Here is a 20,799-nt window from a genome sequence, read left to right as displayed (position 1 = left end):
GAATGCGTCCAATTCATGGGGCCGGAAGACGCAGAACCGCAAGCCAGGCATATCCACGGTTTATTGACCGGAATTCCAGGCTGGCAAGGTGGCGACGGGCAACCTGTTCCAGGACGGCCTCAAGGTTATGGCGTGGCGTCACATGAAATTTGTCGAGCCAGGCGGTGAGGCCGTGGTGGAACCAGCGCGGCAGCTGTTCCTGCTGGCCGAAGTCGACAATGTGCAGCGCGCCGCCAGGCTGCAGCGCTTCCATGCCGCGTTCGATCGCCAGCTCCCAGTCGGGGATCATCGAAAGCGCATAGGCAATCATGATGCGGTCAAAGCCCGAACGGTCGAAGTCTCCGGGCTGAAAGGCGGTTGCATCGCCCGCCTTGAATAGTGGCATACGGCTGTCCCGCCGGAAGCTGCGCCGCGCCGATGCCAGCATTTCCTCGGAGATGTCGAGGCCGAAAAGTGCCGCATCTGGAAAGCGCTGCGAGGCACGCTTGAGGTTGCGTCCCGTGCCGCAGCCCAGTTCGAGGAGGCTCATGCCGGGCTTGACCGCGAGTCCGTCGATCATCCGGTCGCGTCCGAACAGGTAATATTTGCGCGTCAGATCATAGATATGGCGCTGATAGCGGTACATCGCGTCCATTGCCGCAGCATGGCTGGTCGCTGCACCGCTCATGCGACGTTTCGCTCGTAAATGTGGAAGCCGCCATAGATTGCCGAGCGGTCAAGCATGCCGAGTTCTTCTGAGGTCTGGGCGAGATAGGACCAGCGCGCCTCGATATCGGCTGGCAGACGCCCGGTGATGATGCTTTCGGCTGCGGCGGTGCGGAATATCACGCGCGCGGCCGGTCTCGCCGTGCGGTCGATTTCGCGCCAGAGCGCTTGCAGCTGTTCGTCATTCATCCAGTCCTGCGCATCGAGCAGCACATAGCGGTCGATGGAATTCACGTTCTTGCCGGTCAGGAAATCGGTGAAATTGACGTGGTTGACGGTGACCCGGCGGACATGGCTCTGAATGGTCTCAAATGCCTCCCGCTGAAGATAGAGCGGCATGGCGCTTGTCTCGTCATCGGGATAGCGCCGCGCGAAGGCCTGCCAGGCAAAGTAGTTCTCGCGCAGGGGAAACTGGCAGGCGAGTTTCTCCAGCCTTTGACGCAGAACCGGCGCCAGTGTTCCGTCAATGCTTTCGCGGACCAGCTCGTCATATTGACGCGGCGGAATGCCGAGGCCGAACAGCGAGGCCTTGCGGGCGGTCGACCAGCGGATCAACGGCTTGTCGAACAGCGGAGCGATGTGCTCGTCGAAGAAGCGTCGTTGTTCGCGCAGCGAACGGGTCTCGGTCAGATCCGCAATCCTGACACCGTAGAGCCGCGCGATCACATGGCCGGCGCCGATGAAATGACCGAGCAGGCCGGTGCGATAGATATTGCGCTCGAAGACGGTGATGCGGCGGCGTCCAAGCCCGTCGCGTCCCTCCCAGTAGCGCCGGATTTCCGGTGCGAGGTGCGGGGCGATGTAGCGGTCGTAGTCAGATGCGCTGCCCTTTTCGCCATTGCCGAACAGACGCAGCACGGCAGCGTGGTCGGGCAGGTGGCGGAAAGCTGCCAGCTTCAGCTGATTGAGCGCGATGTGATGCGGATTGAGGTCGACGACATCGATCCGCTCCGGCATGCGGGTCAGATAGGCGAGCATGTTGCAGCCACCCGAGCCGATGGTGACGATGCGGTGGTGGCTCTCAAGTGCCATGGCGGCGATGTCGACGGCAGGATCTTCCCATATCTGCGGATAGACGAGGCCGGAGAACATCAGGCCGAACAGGCGCTCGGACAGACCTTCCCGCGATAACGGACGGTGCTGGAGCAGTGATTTGTCGAGTGGCCGCTTGTATCCGGCCCCGGTCTCTTGTGCCTTCATGCGGTAAAGCCCCATCCTTCGAAAAGCGCGGTCAGACCTCCGGCGGCGAGGTTCGATCCAGAGGCTCGACCGCCGGTTGTTCCGTGGTTAATCGCGCTTTGCAAAAGCTTGATGACAGACAGGCGAAAGGGTGGGGACTAAGCGGCGTTCCGGCGGAAACGGGCGGAGACACGCGGCAGGCCGGACGACAGGAGCTTCTCGATCCGCTCCTTGCGCGCCTGGCTGCGCGGGCGTGCAAGCAGTCCTAAAAACCGCTGGGAAAACAGGGTGTAGGCGGCAAGAACCACGATCATGACCGCAACGCTTATCAGGGCAATGGACAGGCTTGCCTGGCGGGTCATCGGTGTGGCTGGCACCACGAGCGCAATCAGCGAAAGCCCGAGCAGGATTTCGGTGGAAAAGCGGGTTCGAGCAAGGGTGAAGCGCAAAATCCCGATGATCGACCGCTCGGGCATATTGTCATTGTCGGCGAGGGCCAGCGGTTTGCGAAGCGCCAACAGCTGCTTCACCACCGTCAACAGCACGAAAGCGCCGGCAACATATTTCGCCAGCATCAATCCATCCGGCATGGCAGAAAGAAACAGGGAAACGCCAGCAATGCCGATCGCAATGGCGCCAAGCCGGACGAACAGCACAACAACGCTCACCGGCAGGCTCACACGGAGCCCCCGTTCTGACTGGAAGCGCGCGACGTCGATGACGCCGCGCGAGGGCAGGGCAGCTGTCACCACCAGCAGCAGGGCGAAAGCAGCCATGATTTGAAGCATCAAAGCGTGCTCCTCCATCGCGTCCGGACATAAAAGCGCCGGGCCACGTAAACGTCAATCGGCAGCTGAGAAATCCTGGCCGATTTCGGCCATCACATCACCGAACCATGGCGTGTTCAGATCGAAGTGACCGCCGCCCTTGATACGGGGAAACTCGATGGCTCTCAACCGTCCATTGTTTTCTACGTCATGGCCGGTCACACCGGAAACGCCTTCCATGGCGCTTTCGACCGCGAGGTCGACCATGGAATGAATAAGCCTCAGGTCGTCGCTGTTGGCCGGCGCTGAGCGGGCGAAATAGCCGGACTTCTGCACCAGAGCGCGTTCGGCGCCGAGAATGGCGGCGAACTGCTTGGCGAACCAGTCGCCGACATTGATCTTGTCCAGCTTGACGTGGCCGAAGGCATCGCGGGTCACTTCAGCACCAGCCGCTTCGCGCTCCGCCACGATGGCGTCCAGGCAGGCGCCTTCCGAGACGAACAGCGAGACCGTGCCGTTTTCAGCCATGACCTTTTTCAGCCGTTCGGCTTCTTTGTCGAGATCGAAGGCCATTTCCGGCAGGTAGACGCCGTCGATCATCTTCAGGGCCGGGCCCATCAGCATGCCATCGACATATTCAACCGGGCGAATGCGATCGAGATAGGAACGGGCCGTGGCAGCGGTCAGCCAGCCGCAGTTGCGGCCCATGACCTCGTGAATGACCAGTGTTCCCGGTGCGGCGCTCTGTTCATTGGAAACATTGTCGAAGAACAGTGCGCCATATTCGGCCGCCGTCCAGGCGCCGAGCGTCTGGCGGATCGGCTTGACATCATTGTCGACTGTCTTTGGCAGGCCGACAACGGTCAGGTCATAACCGTTCTCCTTCAGATAGGCAGCAAGGTCGGCGGCCGTGGTATTGGTGTCGTCGCCGCCGATCGTATGCAGAATTGTGACGCCATCCCTTGCAAGGCGCTCTGCCGCGACTTGCAGCGGAACATCACCCTCCTGAACCAGGCCGCGCTTGACGCAGTCCTTGACATTGGTGAGCTTGACGCGGCTGTTGCCGATCGGCGAGCCACCGAATTTGTGAAGCAGATGCGCCTTTTCGCGCATGGCTGCGGTCACGGTGAAGCTGTCTCCGGTCAGAAGGCCGGCATAGCCGGAGCGGTAGGCAATGATCTCGGTTTCAGGAGAGAGGTCGGAATAGCGTTCGATCAATCCTCCGACAGCGGATGAAAGACACGGGGCAAGTCCCCCGGCGGTGAGCATGGCGACCTTGTGCTTCGTCATTGGTTCCCTTCCTCGAGACAATGTTCGATCATCCGGCAAATCTGCGACATGGATGCGACAGGCTTAGGCCTTTGTAAAGCGCAAAGCCGAACAAAATCTGTTGTTTGAAAGGAGGAACTGACGCTTTTGGATGATCGTCATCACTCAAATCGATTTGGCCTACTGCTTTTGTCTGCGCGATCTGTCCGATTGAGACAAGGGCATATACCAAAAGCATATTGACGGTACTAATTGACGGGCGCATCAGTTTCAGCCAGTGAAATCATAACGTGCAAGCCCTGACATGAGGCGGGCAGACAGGATTACGGAATGAGCCGCTTTCGGTCATGATGGCCTGAAGGTGCCGTTTGGGAGGGCCGTCAGATGCGGGAAGGAGACATGGAAACTGTGCATATTTTCGGTGTTCACCGGGTTTTCCCCGCGCCCGCGCAATGCAACAGCGGCTCTTCCCGTCGCATGTTCGCTGTTGCCGTTTTTAACCCGATAGCTGAGGGCCGTAACGATGTCCCGCTTTCTTGACGTGTTGTCACATCTTCTGTCCGGTCTGGGCCTGGCCGCTCTCGTGGTGCTGGTCTTCTCTCTGCTGCTGAGAAAATCGCATCAGAAACGGCCGAACAGTGTGATTCTCGGCCTGCTATTCGGCTTCGGCGCCATGGCGGCCATGGTTTATCCATCGGTCTTTTCACCAGGCGTCCTGATTGACACGCGTGCTGTCATGCTGGTGCTTGCGGCACCCTTTGGCGGACCCATGGCGGCTTTTGTCAGCATGGCGATGGCAGCGCTGACACGTATATATATCGGGGGTGCTGGCGTTCATGCAGGTCTCCTCGGCATTGCCGTTTCCGGCGGTATCGGCCTTGCCTTTCGCTATGGCCTGAGCAACCGGCTGGACATGCGCGGTCTTATTCAGCTCGGCCTGCTCACACCGCTATATCTTTTTGCCTATGCGCTTCTGCCAAGGGATGTGGCGGCCGCTGCCCTCTTCGCAACGGGGCCGCATGTCGTGGTGCTGAACTTCGCTGGCGTCGTCCTGCTGGGCTCGGCGCTGGCCTATGAACTCAATCATCATGATCGTTTCGTCGCGCTTCAGGCGGCGGCAGAACGCGATCCCCTGACCAAGCTTGCCAATCGCCGGGCGCTGGAGGCTTTCGGCAAAAGCAATGCCCTGCATGTCGGGATGGCGGGCGACGTCTATGCGGTCGTGATGTTCGATCTGGATCACTTCAAGGCGGTCAACGACACATTTGGCCACGATGCCGGTGATGTCGTCTTGAGCGCGGTGGCGACCACGATCCGCAATAGCGTTCGCCACAGCGATTTTGTCGCCCGCTATGGCGGCGAGGAGATCCTGGTTGTCCTGCCGGGCGCAAGCGCTGAAGGGGCTTATGGACTGGCGGAAACCGTGCGCCAGAAAATCGCCGCTCTTACCATCGCCTATCAGGATCGCAGCATCAATGCCACGATCAGTGCAGGAGTTGCCTGCTTTTCAACCTGTGACCTCAATCTCGACGCGGTTATCAAGAAAGCCGACGAGGCGCTTTACAGAGCCAAATCCGGCGGGCGGAACAGGTCCGAGATCTTCTATCAGTCCCGTGCTGCATGACAGCGCTTTCATTCAGGTGAGGCGAAAGAGAAAGGCCCGGCGCCTTGCGGGCCGGGCCTTGTTTTCTCTTCTGTTGCCTCAGTAGGTTTTGGCCTGGGCCAGCGGTTGCTGCACCAGCGGCGGGAAATCGTCAGGCGTGATGGTTTCCTTGTCCAGCAGGATCTTCGCGCCTTGCTCGAGATCGTCACGGCGGTCGACCAGGATCTTCTTGGCCCGTTCATAGGCCTCGTCGATCAGCTTGCGGATCGCAAGGTCCACCTCGCGGGCGGTCTCTTCCGAATAATCGCGGGCCTTGCCGGCTCCGGGCGCTGCGCCGAGATATTGCGCACGCTGCTCATCAAGGGCAGCCTGGCCGATTTTCGGATCCATGCCGAAGCGCATGACATATTGCTTGGCAATGTCGGTCACCTTGGCCAGATCATCGGACGCGCCGGTGGAGATCTCGCCATAGACGATATCTTCCGCGCCGCGGCCGGCAAGCAGCACGACCATGCGGTCGCGCAATTCACTGGCGGTGATCAGGAAGCGATCTTCGGTTGGACGCTGCATCGTATAGCCGAGTGCGCCGATCGAACGCGGAATGATCGAGATCTTGTGGACAGGATCGGTTTTCGGCAGCGCTGCCGCCGCCAGAGCGTGGCCCATTTCGTGATAGGCGACACGCTCGCGCTCATCCTTGTTGAGCAGGCGGCCGCGCCGCTCCGAGCCGGCAACGATGCGTTCCACCGCCTGGGTGAAGTCTTCCATATGAACCGTTTCGCCGCCGCGCCGCGTGGCGAAGATTGCCGCTTCATTGACCAGATTGGCGAGATCTGCGCCGGAAAAGCCGGGCGTAAGGCCGGCAATCTCGTCGGCATCGACATCATCGGCGATCTGGACCTTTTTCATGTGAACCGAGACGATTGCAGCGCGGCCCTCGCGGTCGGGGCGATCCATGACGACCTGACGGTCGAAGCGGCCGGCGCGGGTCAGCGCCTGGTCAAGGACTTCGGGGCGGTTGGTTGCCGCCAGAAGCACGATGCCCGATGCCGGATCGAAACCATCCAGCTCGACCAGCAGCTGGTTGAGCGTCTGCTCCTTCTCATCATTGCCGCCCATGCCGAAGGAATTGCGGGCGCGGCCGAGCGCATCGAGCTCATCGATGAAGATGATGCAGGGCGCCATTTCGCGGGCCTGCTGGAACAGGTCACGCACGCGGGCAGCGCCGACGCCGACGAACATCTCCACGAATTCGGAGCCGGAAATGGAAAAGAAGGTCACGCCTGCCTCACCGGCAACGGCCTTGGCGATCAGCGTCTTGCCGGTGCCGGGCGGGCCGACAAGCAGGATGCCCTTGGGAATGCGGGCGCCCAGACGGCCGTATTTCTCCCGGTCGGTGAGGAAGGAGACGACTTCCTTCAGCTCCGCCTTTGCCTCTTCAGCGCCTGCGACATCATCGAAGGTCACGCCGGTCTTGCGTTCGACATAGATCTTCGCCTTTGACTTGCCGACATTCATCATGCCGCCAAGGCCCATGCCCTGCTTTTCGGCAAAACGGCGGAAGAACCAGATCCACAGCCCGAAGAACAGGACGACCGGCAGCACCCAGGAGAGGATCTTCTGCAGCAGCGTGTGATCGGGAACGCCGGTGACGTTGACCTTGTGCTGATCAAAATCCGCCGCCAGATCCTGCGGGGCGCGATAGGTGACGAAATATTTCTTGTTGTTGACCGGCTCGGTGAAGGTGCCCTGAATGGTGTTGTTGGAGATGGCAACAGATTCGACCTGGCCCTTGTCGACATAGTTGAGCATGTCGGAATAGCTGATCTCGGCGTAATCGCGCGAGGTAAACCAGGCCTGAAATGCCATGATGATCAGGAAAGCGACCAGAAAATAGCCAAAGTTGAACGTATGCTTGCGTTCCATTCAATAAAACTCCAGACAAGACGATGAAATTCGGACTTAATTACTTTGAAACGTATAGCGTTCGTGTGAAAGTTCAGGCAATTGGAAATTGCTCCCGGTCTTTGATTTCCGGTATGGGGAGGGTGCATTCATCGTGCAGCTCTGGGTGGTGGGCCACGACGAACGTCGCAAAAAAGTGAAATCGAACCGCATGGTTCGACTTGAAACGGGCGCAAATATTGTTCAATCTGCAGCCCGGTCAAAACGGCGCATCTTCAGCGTCAGGGAGCGCAAGGCCATGTCTTTCTGGGAAAAACTCGTCAACTTCGTCAGCCAGACCGTGTCTTCTGCCGGTAATGTGCTGGCAAGTGTCGTCGAAGCGGTTCACACGCTTTTCGAGGGCGACCCGGAGACGCGCCGTCAGGTTGCCTTTTCGGTATCGCTGATCGCGCTCGCTGCCAAGATGGCCAAGGCCGATGGCTTTGTCACCGAGGAAGAGGTCGTTGCCTTTCACGAGATCTTCGAGATCCCTGAGGAGGAGCGCGTCAACGTCGCGCGTCTTTATAATCTGGCGCGGCAGGATATCGCCGGATACGATGCCTATGCCCGCAAGATGCGGTCGCTCTGCACGGAAGGTGACGGCGAGTGCCCGCTGCTGGAAGAGGTGATCGACGGGCTGTTCCACATTGCCAAGGCCGATGGCCACGTGCATGATAATGAACTGGCCTTTCTTGCTGATGTTGCTTCCATTTTCGGCATCAGCGAGGCGCGCTTCGCCGCCATTACCGCGCGTCATGTTTCCACCGGCGATCGCGATCCCTATTCGGTGCTTGGCGTCAAGCGTTCGGATGACTTCGCCACGATCCGGAGCCGCTACCGCAACCTGGCGGCGGAAAACCATCCCGACCGTCTGATGGCGCGCGGAGTGCCGAAAGAGTTTCATGCCACCGCAAATGATCGCATGGCGCGCATCAATGCTGCCTATGAGGCGATCGAGCGGGAGCGCCGGGCTGCCTGAGCCCTCAACCCTCTTGCATTGATGCGGACTTACCCTCACTCTCTGCCCGATCACCGAGGCGGGGAGTGATATGTCGGGGCGTTTCAACACCATTATTGTCGGGCGCGGATTGATGGGTGCCGCTGCTGCACGGCATCTTGCGACCATGCGCGAGGGCGTCGCCCTGATCGGCCCTGATGAGCCGCTCGACCGGGCCACCCATCAGGGTGTGTTTGCCAGTCACTATGATGAGGGGCGGATAACGCGGACCATCGACCGCGATCCGGTCTGGGGTCAGCTGGCCCATCGTTCCATCGCACGTTATGGTGCGATTGCCGCCGCAAGTGGCATTGATTTCTTCACCGAATGCGGGGCTCTGATCGCCGGCCCCTCACGCGAACGCTCCCGCTATATGGAGACGCTTTCTGCTGCATCGCAAAAGGCCGGAGCGCAGGCGCAACTGCTCGATGGCAAGGCGCTGGCTGCACGCTTTCCCTATCTCGAATTCCCGGCGAAAATCGAGGCGCTCTACGAGCCGCAGGGCGCCGGTCACATCTCGCCGCGGCGTCTGGTCGCGGCGCAGTCCATCCTGGCGGAGGGGCAGGGCGCGGCGATCATCCGCAGAACGGTCACGGCCATTCGTGATGCCGGCGACAGCGTCGTGGTGACTCTGGATGATGGCACCGGCGTTACCGGCGAACAGGTTCTTGTTGCCACTGGCGCTTTCACCATCAATGAAAAACTGCTTCCGGTTCCTGCAGCGCTTTCGGTCTATGCGCGCACCGTCGCGTTTTTCGAGCTCGACGAGGCGGAGGCTGCCGACCTTGCCGGCATGCCAAGCGTGATTTTCCGTGCCGAAAGCGAGGGGCATGGCTTCTATCTTCTGCCGCCGATCCGCTATCCGGACGGCCGGTTCTACATCAAGATCGGCGGCGATCCGGACGATGTCCGCCTGAGCGATGAAGCAGCACTCAGGGCATGGTTCGTGAGCGAGGGGCGCATGGCGACGCGCGAGCACCTGACCCGGATCCTCTGTGATCTGATGCCCGGCATTCGCGTGCGCAATACGCTGACATCGTCCTGCGCGACAACCTTCTCGCCATCCGGTTATCCGATGATCGGCTTTTCGCCCTCGCACCGCATTGCCGTTTTGACCGCCGGCTGCGGGGCCGCCGCCAAAAGCTCGGACGAAATCGGCAGGCTGGGCGCGGTACTGATGGTCAAGGGCAGCCTGAAAGACGAAGGCTATGACGCCGATTTCGCGCCCGCATTCGGCTGAACGCGCAATGCAATCAATTATCGAGTGGCAATTTCAACCCGTCTCGACTATGTAGGCCGGACCAGTTGGCCGGGCGGCCGCGCTGTACCAATGCCGAAAGGCGGTATGGTGAGGAAAGTCCGGGCTCCACGGAAACACGGTGCCGGATAATGTCCGGCGGGGGTGACCCCAGGGAAAGTGCCACAGAAAGCAAACCGCCCCGCTTTCATGACGTCTGGTCGCCTTAAGGCGTGAGAGGCAGACGCCATGATGGCGGGGTAAGGGTGAAAGGGTGGGGTAAGAGCCCACCGCGAATGCGGCAACGCAGACGGCAAGGTAAACCCCACCGGGAGCAAGACCGAATAGGGATGACGTGACGCTTCGGCGTCAGCCTGTTTCCGGGCCAGTCATCCGGGTGGGTTGCGAGAGGCAGTGCGCGAGCGCTGTCCCAGATGAATGGTCGCCACGTCCTTTCCTGACGGAAAGGGCCATACAGAACCCGGCTTACAGGCCAACTGGTTTTCATCACAAAATCAACGTTATGGGCTTACCCAACTTTCCCGCGCCCGGGCTGCGCGGGGAAAGCTTTCGTTAATGGCTGATTGCTAAAATAAACATTGATGCGACACCGTGCCGGCATGGTTAACAACAGGTAATCCCATTGACGCCCAAACCGTCCCATGTTATCCCATTAGACAAGAGTTCGCTCCGGGGCCACACGGCTCCATGTAAGGGGCAATCTAGTTCTAAGTATCCGGAATGTTTGGGCAATCTGCTCCATGGGCGGATGGGGTTGCGTTTGAGTTTTTCGGATTGGAAGGTGGCGGCGCATGTGGTGCCGTCGACGTTGTCGGCTGTAGCGCGTGATGAACCGATTTCTTTCCAATCAGACGAAGAAGATCGATGCCAAGGGCCGTGTATCGGTGCCTGCGGCATTTCGCAGCGTTCTGGCCGAACGGCAGATCGAGGAGCTTTACTGCTTCCAGGATTTTGTCTTTCCGGCGATCAGCATTGGCGGTCCCGATCTTCTGGCGCGGTTCGAGCGGCAGATCGATCAGGAAGATCCTTTTTCGCCGGAGGCGAACAGCATGTCGTTGCTCATTCACGGTGGCGGGGTGTTCATGAAACTCGATGCCGAAGGGCGGTTGATGGTCACGGATTTTATCCGCGATTTCACCGGCATCGGTTCGGAGGTCACTTTCGTGGGGCGTGCGGATCACTTCCAGCTTTGGGAGCCGCAGGCCTTCCAGGCGGCACAGGATGCCGCACGCAAGGCACGCTTTGGCGGCCGTGCCGGCGCATAACGAGACGGGGAAGCGGAATGTCGGGGAATCTTGGCAATAAGGATGCCAATGGCGGACTGGTTCGCCACATTCCGGTTCTTCTTGCCGAGGTGCTGGCTGCTCTGGAGCCGGCACCCGGCAAGCTTATTCTTGACGGCACGTTCGGTGCTGGCGGCTATAGCCGCGCCATTCTCGATGCCGGTGCCGATGTGCTGGCGCTGGATCGTGATCCCAATGCCATAGCCGCAGCTTCCCCCATGCTTGAAGCCTATGCCGGGCGTTTGCGGCTGGAGGAGACCTGTTTCTCCCGCCTGGATGTCTTCGCGCCGGAGGCGGGTTATGATGGTGTCGTGCTCGATATCGGTGTTTCGTCGATGCAGATCGATGAAGCCGAGCGTGGCTTTTCCTTCCAGAAAAACGGTCCGCTCGATATGCGCATGTCGGCGTCGGGGGTTTCTGCCGCTGATGTGGTGAACCGCGCCAAGGCTCAGGATCTGACGCGGATCTTCGGCTTTCTGGGCGAGGAGCGTCATGCCGGCCGTATCGCGCGGGCGATCGAAAAACGCCGGGCTGAGGCGCCTTTTGAGACGACGCGCGATCTCGTGCAGCTGATCGAGACGGTTTCGCCGCGCAAAGCCAAGGACAAGATCCATCCGGCGACCCGGGTCTTCCAGGCTCTCCGGGTCTATGTGAATGACGAGCTTGGTGAACTGGCCCGGGCGCTGCTGGCAGCCGAGCGGTCGCTGAAGCCCGGTGGCGTTCTGGTTGTCGTCACATTTCATTCGCTTGAGGATCGGATCGTCAAGCATTTCATTTCCGAGCGGTTGGGCAAGGCGCAGGGGTCGCGGCATCTGCCGGTCGTCACCGCGGCGCCGCAGCTTTTCGCCATCAAGGGCAAGGCCATGGTGAGCGCGAGTGAGGCGGAGGCCGAACAGAATCCGCGCGCCCGTTCGGCAAAGCTGCGCGCAGCGATCAGAACCGCAGAACCTGCCGGACCGCACGATCTCGATGCCTTTGGATTGCCCGCCCTTGCCGATATTTCCCGCCTAGGAGGCCACTAGCACCATGCTCAGACCCCTCGATATCGTTTTGATCCTTGGAATGGTGGCTACCGCTGCCGTCACCTATTCGATCAAATACAGCGCGGAAAGCACGCTGAACGACGTTCGCTCGCTCGACGACCAGATCGCCGAGGAGCAGAACAATATCGATCTTCTGAAAGCGGATCTGGCGCTTCTGAGCCAGCCGGCAAGGCTGCAGCGGCTCGCCAACTTCTATTCGGCCGATCTCGGGCTCGAGCCGACGGAGCCGGAGCAGATTGCAAAACTCAGCCAGTTGCCGCCGATCGCGCCGCCGCCGGTTGATCCGGAAACGCTTGATACGCTGGCCGGTACGGCGCCGGACGGAACGGATATCGTAGTGACAGGATCGGTGAAGCCCTGATGAAACTCTTCGCGCGCAAGGACAAGGCCTCCAAGAGAGATGAAGACGGTCGCAGCCGGGACGGAGCGGCGGTCTTTCAGGGAACGGCAAAGAAGAAGACCGGGCTTGCCCGTAGTCGTGTCGCCGTGATTACAGCTGCCTTTGTCGGCGTTTATGCCGTTATCGGCGGGCGGCTGATCCACTATTCACTCGCCAAGGAAGATGCCACGGCATCGCGTTCGGTTGCGCCGCTGACGCTGGCTCACCGTCCGGATATCGTCGATCGCAATGGCGCGATCCTGGCGACCGATGTGCGCATGATGTCGCTCTATGCCAACCCGTCAATGATCACCAGCCCGGATGATGTGATCGAGGCGCTGCGGCCGATCTTTCCGGATCTCGATGCCGCGCGTGCCTACAAGCTGCTTGACCGCAAGGGCGATTTCGTCTGGCTGAAGCGCCAGATCACGCCCAAACAGCAAAGCGAAGTTCTGGCCGCCGGCGTGCCCGGCGTCGGTTTCCGTCCCGAGGTGCGTCGTTTCTATCCCGGCGGCCCCGAGGCGGCCCATATTCTTGGCCTTGTTGATATCGACAATCGCGGCCTTTCCGGGATCGAGCGCTACGTTGACAAGGCTGATGGCATTTCCAGTCTGATGGGGCTTGGCCTGACGAGCTCGATGAATCTCGAGCCGGTCCATCTGGCGCTTGATCTCCGGGTGGAAAGCCTCGTCCGCGATACGCTGATGCGCGGCATGGAGCGGTTTCAGGCGCTGGGCGCGACCGCGACCATTCTCGATGCCAATACGGGTGAGATCGTCTCTCTGGTTTCGGTGCCGGACTTCGATCCGAACAACCCGCCAAAGGCCTCCGACCCGGCGATGCTGAACCACGCCATTACCGGCGTTTATGAAATGGGCTCGACCTTCAAGTCCTTTACGCTCGCCATGGGATTGGAATCGGGCAAGTTCACGATGAACAGCATGGTCGATGCGAAGACGCCGCTGATTTTCGGCCGTTCGCGCATCCGTGATGATCATGCCCAGAACCGGATGCTGACCTATCCGGAAGTCTTCACCTATTCCTCGAATATCGGTGCATCACGCATCGCCGCTGCGGTCGGACCTGACTATCAGAAGGATTTTCTGACCAAGTTCCATCTGCTGGACAAGGTCGAGACCGAAATCGGCGGCGCCGGCACGCCACAGCCGCCGCAAAAATGGGGCGGTGTCTTCTCAGCCACGGTTTCCTTTGGCCAGGGCGTCACCACCACGCCGCTGCAGATGGCATCGGCTGCGGCCGCGCTCGTCAATGGCGGCAACCTGATCCCGCCAACCTTCCTGCAGCGTACCCAGGCACAGGCAGATAGTCTTGCGACACGGGTCATCTCGCCGCAAACCAGCAAGGACATGCGCTATCTGCTCCGTCTGAACGGCACTGACGGTTCGGGCAAAAACGCCGAGGTGCCGGGCTATCGCATCGGCGCCAAGACCGGAACGGCGGAAAAGATCATCGATGGCAAATATGCCCATGATCATAATTTCAACACCTTTCTCGCCGCTTTCCCGATGGACGATCCGAAATACATCGTGTTGGTCACGATTGACGATCCGAAGATCGTCGAGGGCGTTTACGGCCGCACAGCAGCCTGGAATGCGGGGATCATCACCGGCGAGATCGTTCGCCGCTGCGCACCTATTCTCGGCGTCGATCCGGATTTCGGTGAAAAGGGAGATGCCTTGCTGGCGTCCTATTGATAGAAGCTTGAGAAGCGCGAATCGGTTCGCGCTTTTTCGGGGATCTGGAGACGGAGCTATGAAATTCCACGATCTGGCCGAAGCGGCCATTCCCGGCTTATGCCGTTCACTGTCTGCTGCAGCAGGCGCCGTGGAGATCTCCGGCCTTTCCGCCGACAGTCGCAAGATTACCCCCGGAATGCTTTTCGTGGCGATCCCCGGCGTCAAGGCGGATGGCTCGGCATTCGTGGCCGATGCCGTCAAGCGCGGCGCCGCTGCTGTGGTCAGCGCTGCCGCTGTGCCCGGGATCGCCGTTCCTGTGCTTCGCTGTGACAATCCGCGTCGCTTTCTTGCCCTTGCGGCTGCGGCCTTCTATCACAGCCAGCCGGCGGTGATGGTCGCCGTCACCGGTACCGCCGGCAAGACATCGGTCGCCTCGTTTGCGCGGCAGATCTATGCCCGTGCCGGGCTTGGCGCCGCCATGATCGGCACCACCGGCGTGGTCGCGCCCGGCCGCAATGATTATGGCTCGCTGACGACCCCGGACCCTGTTGATCTGCACCGGCTTCTGGCAGAGCTTGCAGATTCTGGCGTCACCCATGCGGCCATGGAGGCCTCCAGTCACGGGCTCGATCAATACCGTCTTGATGGCGTGCGCCTTGCAGCGGCGGCCTTTACCAATCTCGGCCGGGACCACATGGATTATCATCCGACCGTCGAGGATTACTTTGCTGCGAAGATGCATCTCTTCGACCGCGTTTTGCCGAAGGGGCGTCCTGCAGTCATCAATGCCGATGACGCCTTTTCTGAGCGGGCGGCGGCGGCGGCAAGGGCAGCGGGGCACGATGTGCTGACCGTTGGCCGCAATGGCACCTTCCTGACGCTGAAACGCGCCGAGCAGAAGCGTGACAGCCAGTTTGCCGAAATCCGCCATGGCGGCGAGAACTATGAAGTCGAATTGCCGCTCGCCGGCGATTTTCAGATTGCCAACGCGCTGGTGGCTGCCGGCCTTGCGATCGCGACGGGTGTTGCCCCGGCTACGGCGATATCAGCGCTTGGTTCGCTTGAAGGCGCGCCCGGGCGTCTGCAGCTGGTCGGCAAGTCACCGGATGGCGCACTGGCCTATGTGGATTACGCCCACAAGCCGGATGCGCTGGAAAAGGTGCTTGCGGCGGTGCGCCCCTTTACCACGGGTCGGGTGCTGGTGGTCTTTGGTTGTGGCGGTGACCGCGACAAGGGCAAGCGGCCGATTATGGGTGAAATCGCCACCCGCCTTGCTGATGTCGTTATTGTCACCGACGACAATCCGCGTTCGGAAGTGCCGGAGGTGATCCGCGCCGAAATCATGGCGGCCGCATCCGGCGCAACCGAGATTGGCGACCGCCGCGCGGCCATCGCCCATGCGGTCGGTCTTCTGCGGCAGGGCGATACGCTTGTCGTCGCTGGCAAGGGCCATGAGGAAGGTCAGACGGCGGGCGGCGTGACGCGGCCGTTTTCCGATATTGTTGAAGTCAGAACTGCCTTGGAGGGCTTGAGATCGTGAGTTTGCTTTGGACATCATCCGAAATGGTCGAAGCCATGGACGGACGTCCGGTTGGCAACCTGCCGGAGGGCGTTGATGGCATCTCGATCGATAGCCGCAGCATCACGCCCGGCGACGCGTTTTTCGCCATCAAGGGCGACCGTGTCGATGGACACAGCTTTGCAGGTTTTGCTGCCGCCAATGGTGCGGGCCTCTTGGTCGTCAGCGAGGCGAAGCTGCCGGCGCTCGGGCGCCTGACCTGCCCGATGATCGTTGTCGATGACGTGCTTGAAGCTATGGTCATGCTCGCAGCCGCCTCCAGGGCGCGCTGCAAGGGCCGGATCATTGCGGTGACGGGATCTGTCGGCAAGACATCAACCAAGGAAATGATTGCCGGCTGCCTCAGGCCTTCGGGCAATGTTCATGCGGCGGTCAAGTCGTTCAACAATCACTGGGGTGTGCCGCTGACGCTGGCGCGCATGCCGTCGGACACGGATTTCGGTGTGTTCGAGATCGGCATGAACCATGCTGGTGAAATCAGCCCGCTGTCGCGCCTGGTGCGTCCGCATGTCGCCGTCATCACCACCATCGCCCCGGTTCACATCGGCCATTTCAACAGCATAGCCGAGATCGCAGCGGCCAAGGCGGAGATCTTCGACGGGCTCGAGCCTCAGGGACACGCAATCCTGAATCGCGATATCGAGCAGTTCGAGGGGCTGTCGCGCGCAGCGAAATCAGCGGGTGCCGAGGTAATCGGCTTTGGCGAGCATGCCAAGGCCAGCTTCCGCCTGCTGGACTATCGCCTGACAGGCGAGACCGGCCATGTTCAGGCGCTGCTTGACAGTGATGAGCCGGTTTCCTTCGACATGGCGATCCCCGGCCAGCATATGGCGGAAAACGCCCTTGCTGCGCTTGCAGCCGTTTCGGTTGCCGGCGGTGACATGGATGCGGCGATCAATACGCTCAGCCAGGCCGAACAGCTGAGCGGCCGTGGCAAGCGTCACCGGCTGAAAATCGGCAATGGCGGCTTTCTGCTGATTGATGAAAGCTACAATGCCAATCCTGCATCGATGCGCGCCGCCCTTGAACTGCTGGGGGCTGCCGAGCCGGCTGAGGGGGGCCGCCGGATCGCCGTGCTCGGTGATATGCTCGAACTCGGGGCCTATGCGCCGGCAGCGCATGAAGCGCTGGCCGCGCCGCTGGTTTCCGCCGGCGTCAGCCATGTCTTTCTGGCCGGGCACGAGATGCTGGCCCTGAAACAGGCCCTGCCGGACAGCATGGTTGTGGAATACCGCGAAAAAACCGAGGATTTGCGACCTCTGGTAGCTTCTTCCGTGGGCGTAAACGACATTGTAATGATAAAATCTTCATTGGGGATCGGATTCGGTTCGATCGTGAAGACTATGCTTGAGACTTACCCGGCGCTCTAGGGGGCGTATGGGTTGCTGTCGCCGGAAAGGGGCGTTTATGCTGATTTGGCTCGTGGAATTGGCCGACCGGTTCCAGTTTTTCAATCTGTTCCGTTATATCACCTTTCGTGCCGGCGCTGCGGTTTTCACCTCGGCGCTGATCGTTTTCCTGTTCGGTCCGGCCATCATCGCCGCGCTCAGGATCCGCCAGGGCAAGGGGCAGCCGATCCGCGCTGACGGACCGCAGACCCATTTCAAGAAGGCCGGCACGCCGACCATGGGCGGGCTGATGATCCTCGCCGGTATCGTCGGTGCCTCGCTGCTGTGGGCGGACCTCTCCAACGCCTATGTCGTGGCAACGCTGCTCGTCACGCTCGGCTTTGGCGCCATCGGTTTTTATGATGACTATCTGAAGGTCACCAAGCAATCGGACAAGGGGTTCTCCGGCCGCAAACGGCTGTTTTTCGAATTCATCATTGCCGGCATTGCCGTGTTTTTCATGATGCGCGCTTCGGTGATCGCCAGCCCGACGGACAGCCATCTGGCAACGGCGCTGACCTTTCCCTTCTTCAAGGATCTGGTCCTCAATCTCGGCTGGTTCTTCGTTCCCTTCGGCGCCTTCGTCATCGTGGCAGCCGGAAATTCGGTCAACCTCACGGATGGGCTCGACGGTCTGGCAACGGTTCCGGTGATCATTGCCGCCGGTTCCTTTGCGGTGATTGCCTATGTCGCCGGTAACGCGGTTTTCGCCAATTATCTGCAGATCAACTACGTGCCGGGAACCGGAGAGCTGGTGGTGATCCTCAGCGCCGTCATCGGTGCCGGCATGGGGTTTCTGTGGTTCAACGCGCCGCCGGCCGCCATCTTCATGGGCGATACCGGCTCTCTCGCACTTGGCGGGCTGATCGGCTCCGTCGCCGTTGCCACCAAGCATGAGATCGTCATGGCTATCATCGGCGGGCTCTTCGTTCTGGAAGCCATGTCGGTCATCATTCAGGTCGCGGTTTACAAGCGAACGGGCAAGCGGGTCTTCTTGATGGCGCCTATCCATCACCATTTTGAAAAACTCGGCTGGACCGAAAGCCAGGTGGTGATCCGCTTCTGGATCATCTCCTTCGGCCTGGCGCTGCTCGGCCTTGCAACGCTGAAGCTCAGATAGGATTGCGCCCGTGATTCCGGTCACTTCATTTTCCGGCAGGAAGGTTGCCCTTTTCGGCCTTGGCGGTTCGGGACTGGCAACCGCGCATGCGCTGGTTGCTGGCGGTGCTCTTGTTACTGCCTTTGACGACAAGCACGAAATGGTCGAACGCGCGCGTGCCGAGGGCATTCCCGTCGGTGATCTGCGCGCGCTCGACTGGAGCGAGACTGGCGCGCTTGTGCTGTCGCCCGGCGTGCCTCTGACGCATCCCGTGCCACACTGGAGTGTAAAGCTGGCCCAGGCCGCCGGTGTCGAGATTATCGGCGATGTCGAACTGTTTTGCCGCGAACGGCGGCTCCATGCGCCCGAGGCGACGCTGATCGCCATTACCGGAACCAATGGAAAGTCGACGACGACAGCGCTGATTGCCCATATTCTCGAAGAAGCCGGGCTCGATGTCCAGCTTGGCGGCAATATCGGCACCGCCGTGCTGAGCCTGGCAGAACCGGCCGCCGGGCGTTTCTATGTCGTCGAGTGCTCGTCTTACCAGATCGATCTGGCCCCAAGTCTCGATCCCGATGTCGGCATTCTGCTCAATGTGACGCCGGATCACCTCGACCGGCATGGCGACATGGCGCATTACGCTGCCATCAAGGAGCGGCTGGTTGCAAAATCTGTCGTGGCTGTGATTGCCGCCGATGACAGCTATACACGGGCGATCGCCGCCCGGCTTGACGCAGCAGGGCATCGGGTCGCGCGCGTTTCGAAAGAGCTTGGTACCGTCAGTGAAGGCCTGGTTTTCGATGGCGCGGCGGTGCTCAGGATTGACCACAAGGCCGTGTTCCCGGTTGTCGACCTCTCGGCCCAGACTGCGCTGAAGGGCGCCCATAACGGTCAGAATGCTGCTGCAGCTATCGCTGCCTGTCTCGCAGCGGGTCTTTCGGACGCGGAAATCGTGGCTGGCATCGCCAGCTTTCCCGGACTTGCGCACCGCATGCAGCCGGTCGCGCGGCGCGGGCGGGTTCTGTTCGTCAATGATTCCAAGGCGACCAATGCCGATGCATCAGCGCCCGCACTGGCAACTTTCGACCGGATCTACTGGATTCTCGGCGGCCGGCCGAAGCAGGGCGGTATCACCTCTCTCGGTGCCTTCTTTCCGAAGGTTGCCCGCGCCTATCTCATCGGAGAAGCCGCCGATGCCTTTGCCGAAACGCTGGGGGACGCGGTTGATCATGTCATGTGTGATACGCTGGACAAGGCTGTTGCCGCGGCTGCGGAAGATGCAGCTGCCGATCCCCATGACGCGCCGGTCGTGCTGCTGTCACCGGCCTGTGCCAGCTGGGATCAGTTCAGAAGTTTTGAGCATCGTGGCGAAGCCTTTGCCGCCTATGTGGCCGAAATTGAGGGCGTTGAAACCCTTTTGAGACCCAAGGAAGGGATGTAAGCCATGGTAAGTCGCGTTCAGCGCGGTGTCATTGCCGACTGGTTCTGGACCATTGACCGCTATCTGCTGGCAGCCTTCATCCTGTTGATGGGCATTGGCTTCATGCTGTCTTTTGCCGCATCGCCGGCGGTTGCGGAGCGACTGGGCTATGACAGCTTCTATTTCGTCCGGCGGCACGCGATTTTTCTGGTTCCCTCGATCATCACGCTGGTCGGTCTGTCCTTTCTGTCGCCGAAGCAGGTCAGGCGGCTTTCCACGGTCATCCTCGTCTGTGCGCTGCTGGCAATGGTGGCGGCGCTGTTCTTCGGTACCTCCAATAATGGCTCGCGGCGCTGGGTGGTGATCGCGGGCTTTTCGCTGCAGCCGTCAGAATTTCTGAAGCCGGCATTTGCGATTGTCTGCGCCTGGCTGTTTGCAGAACATCAGCGTTATCCGGAAATTCCGGGCAATCTCTTCGCCGGGATGCTCTATGTGATCTCCGTCGTCCTGCTGATTGCCCAGCCTGATTTCGGTCAGACCGTGCTTCTGACCGTCGTCTGGGGCGGTATCTTTTTCATGGCCGGCATGTCGTGGCTGTGGATCGCCGGGCTATCGGGTGGCGCTGTCGCGGGCTTTCTCGGGGCCTATACCTGGATGCCGCATGTGACGTCGCGTGTTGACCGGTTTCTCACCGGCGAGGGCGATAATATGCAGGTGAACCTTGCCGCCAAGGCGATCATGCGGGGCGGTCTGTTCGGTACGGGGCCTGGCGAAGGGGTGGTCAAGCGCAGCCTGCCGGATAGTCATACCGACTTTGTGTTCTCCGTTGCTGCGGAAGAATTCGGCATTCTGTTCTGCCTGTTTCTGGTCGGCATTTTCGCCTTTATCGTGATGCGCGGGCTGAACCATGCCTATCGCGAGCGCGATGATTTCGCCCGTTATGCGGTTGCCGGCCTGGTGCTGCAGTTCGGCATGCAATCGGTTATCAATATTGGTGTTGCCCTGCAGCTGATGCCGGCCAAGGGCATGACGCTGCCGCTGATTTCGGCCGGCGGATCATCGATGATCGCCACCTGTATCGGCGCCGGCTTCATCCTTGCACTGACCCGGGACCGGCCCGACAAGCGATCGCGCGCCGACCGGATGTTCGAAGAAAAACGGCCGCGCGATGTGGCTGCGGAGTAGA

General features: G+C 60.5%; 17 protein-coding genes and 1 other RNA gene. 13 read left to right on the top strand and 5 right to left on the bottom strand.

Features of this window, described 5'->3' with window-relative positions:
• Window positions 1-13: 13 nt before the first annotated feature.
• The 4 genes from HCK86_RS09235 to HCK86_RS09220 all read right to left on the bottom strand — a co-directional run bounded on the left by HCK86_RS09235 (window position 14) and on the right by HCK86_RS09220 (window position 3,941).
• A complete protein-coding gene (locus HCK86_RS09235) occupies window positions 14-667 on the bottom strand; it encodes a class I SAM-dependent methyltransferase (RefSeq protein ID WP_246739518.1) in 654 nt (217 codons plus the stop codon).
• Window positions 664-1,905 (bottom strand): DUF3419 family protein, encoded by a 1,242-nt coding sequence (locus HCK86_RS09230; protein WP_176084163.1) that lies wholly within the window; start codon window positions 1,903-1,905, stop codon window positions 664-666. The genes HCK86_RS09235 and HCK86_RS09230 overlap by 4 nt, the downstream gene beginning before the upstream one ends.
• Before the next feature lie 137 nt (window positions 1,906-2,042).
• Window positions 2,043-2,672 carry a hypothetical protein gene (locus tag HCK86_RS09225; protein ID WP_176084162.1) on the bottom strand — a complete coding sequence of 210 codons (630 nt, stop codon included), beginning with the start codon at window positions 2,670-2,672 and terminating at the stop codon, window positions 2,043-2,045.
• 54 nt (window positions 2,673-2,726) lie between these two features.
• The gene (locus HCK86_RS09220) at window positions 2,727-3,941 is read right to left on the bottom strand and encodes a pyrophosphate--fructose-6-phosphate 1-phosphotransferase (protein WP_176084161.1); all 1,215 of its coding nucleotides are present in this window, start codon (window positions 3,939-3,941) and stop codon (window positions 2,727-2,729) included.
• Window positions 3,942-4,443: 502 nt separating this feature from the next.
• On the opposite strand from HCK86_RS09220, the gene HCK86_RS09215 reads away from it, so the two are divergent.
• A complete protein-coding gene (locus tag HCK86_RS09215) occupies window positions 4,444-5,544 on the top strand; it encodes a diguanylate cyclase (protein ID WP_176084160.1) in 1,101 nt (366 codons plus the stop codon).
• A 78-nt stretch (window positions 5,545-5,622) separates the two neighbouring features.
• Here HCK86_RS09215 and ftsH read toward each other — a convergent pair whose 3' ends face one another.
• The gene (ftsH, locus tag HCK86_RS09210; RefSeq protein ID WP_176084159.1) at window positions 5,623-7,449 is read right to left on the bottom strand and encodes an ATP-dependent zinc metalloprotease FtsH; all 1,827 of its coding nucleotides are present in this window, start codon (window positions 7,447-7,449) and stop codon (window positions 5,623-5,625) included.
• 277 nt (window positions 7,450-7,726) lie between these two features.
• Between ftsH and HCK86_RS09205 the strand changes: the two genes are divergently transcribed.
• The 12 genes from HCK86_RS09205 to HCK86_RS09150 all read left to right on the top strand — a co-directional run bounded on the left by HCK86_RS09205 (window position 7,727) and on the right by HCK86_RS09150 (window position 20,798).
• Window positions 7,727-8,446, top strand: coding sequence for a DnaJ family molecular chaperone (locus tag HCK86_RS09205; RefSeq protein ID WP_176084158.1), 720 nt, complete (start codon window positions 7,727-7,729; stop codon window positions 8,444-8,446).
• Window positions 8,447-8,516: 70 nt separating this feature from the next.
• Window positions 8,517-9,704, top strand: coding sequence for an FAD-dependent oxidoreductase (locus HCK86_RS09200; RefSeq protein WP_176084157.1), 1,188 nt, complete (start codon window positions 8,517-8,519; stop codon window positions 9,702-9,704).
• Between the two features lie 61 nt (window positions 9,705-9,765).
• Window positions 9,766-10,206: RNase P RNA component class A (rnpB, locus tag HCK86_RS09195), an RNA gene on the top strand.
• 343 nt (window positions 10,207-10,549) lie between these two features.
• On the top strand, window positions 10,550-10,987 hold the full coding sequence (gene mraZ / locus HCK86_RS09190) for a division/cell wall cluster transcriptional repressor MraZ (protein WP_176084156.1): 438 nt from the start codon (window positions 10,550-10,552) through the stop codon (window positions 10,985-10,987).
• Window positions 10,988-11,004: 17 nt separating this feature from the next.
• A complete protein-coding gene (rsmH, locus tag HCK86_RS09185) occupies window positions 11,005-12,027 on the top strand; it encodes a 16S rRNA (cytosine(1402)-N(4))-methyltransferase RsmH (protein ID WP_176084155.1) in 1,023 nt (340 codons plus the stop codon).
• 4 nt (window positions 12,028-12,031) lie between these two features.
• Entirely contained in the window at window positions 12,032-12,409 is a 378-nt protein-coding gene (locus tag HCK86_RS09180; RefSeq protein ID WP_176084154.1) for a hypothetical protein, read from the top strand.
• Entirely contained in the window at window positions 12,409-14,142 is a 1,734-nt protein-coding gene (locus HCK86_RS09175) for a penicillin-binding protein 2 (protein ID WP_176084153.1), read from the top strand. The genes HCK86_RS09180 and HCK86_RS09175 overlap by 1 nt, the downstream gene beginning before the upstream one ends.
• A gap of 58 nt (window positions 14,143-14,200) precedes the next feature.
• Window positions 14,201-15,664 (top strand): UDP-N-acetylmuramoyl-L-alanyl-D-glutamate--2,6-diaminopimelate ligase, encoded by a 1,464-nt coding sequence (locus HCK86_RS09170; RefSeq protein WP_176084152.1) that lies wholly within the window; start codon window positions 14,201-14,203, stop codon window positions 15,662-15,664.
• On the top strand, window positions 15,661-17,073 hold the full coding sequence (locus HCK86_RS09165) for a UDP-N-acetylmuramoylalanyl-D-glutamyl-2,6-diaminopimelate--D-alanyl-D-alanine ligase (RefSeq protein ID WP_176084151.1): 1,413 nt from the start codon (window positions 15,661-15,663) through the stop codon (window positions 17,071-17,073). Before HCK86_RS09170 ends, HCK86_RS09165 begins: the two co-directional genes overlap by 4 nt.
• 37 nt (window positions 17,074-17,110) lie before the next feature.
• Window positions 17,111-18,211 carry a phospho-N-acetylmuramoyl-pentapeptide-transferase gene (gene mraY / locus HCK86_RS09160; protein ID WP_176084150.1) on the top strand — a complete coding sequence of 367 codons (1,101 nt, stop codon included), beginning with the start codon at window positions 17,111-17,113 and terminating at the stop codon, window positions 18,209-18,211.
• A 10-nt stretch (window positions 18,212-18,221) separates the two neighbouring features.
• Window positions 18,222-19,634, top strand: a complete 1,413-nt coding sequence (gene murD / locus HCK86_RS09155; RefSeq protein ID WP_176084149.1) for a UDP-N-acetylmuramoyl-L-alanine--D-glutamate ligase — start codon at window positions 18,222-18,224, stop codon at window positions 19,632-19,634.
• A gap of 3 nt (window positions 19,635-19,637) precedes the next feature.
• The gene (locus HCK86_RS09150; protein ID WP_176084148.1) at window positions 19,638-20,798 is read left to right on the top strand and encodes a putative peptidoglycan glycosyltransferase FtsW; all 1,161 of its coding nucleotides are present in this window, start codon (window positions 19,638-19,640) and stop codon (window positions 20,796-20,798) included.
• Window position 20,799: the final 1 nt, after the last annotated feature.

This window comes from Martelella sp. HB161492 (genome assembly GCF_013184775.1).
In the GTDB taxonomy this organism is placed as follows: Bacteria; Pseudomonadota; Alphaproteobacteria; order Rhizobiales; family Rhizobiaceae; genus Martelella.
Note: the sequence above shows the minus strand (reverse complement) of the source record. Positions and strands in the feature narration are given on the sequence as shown.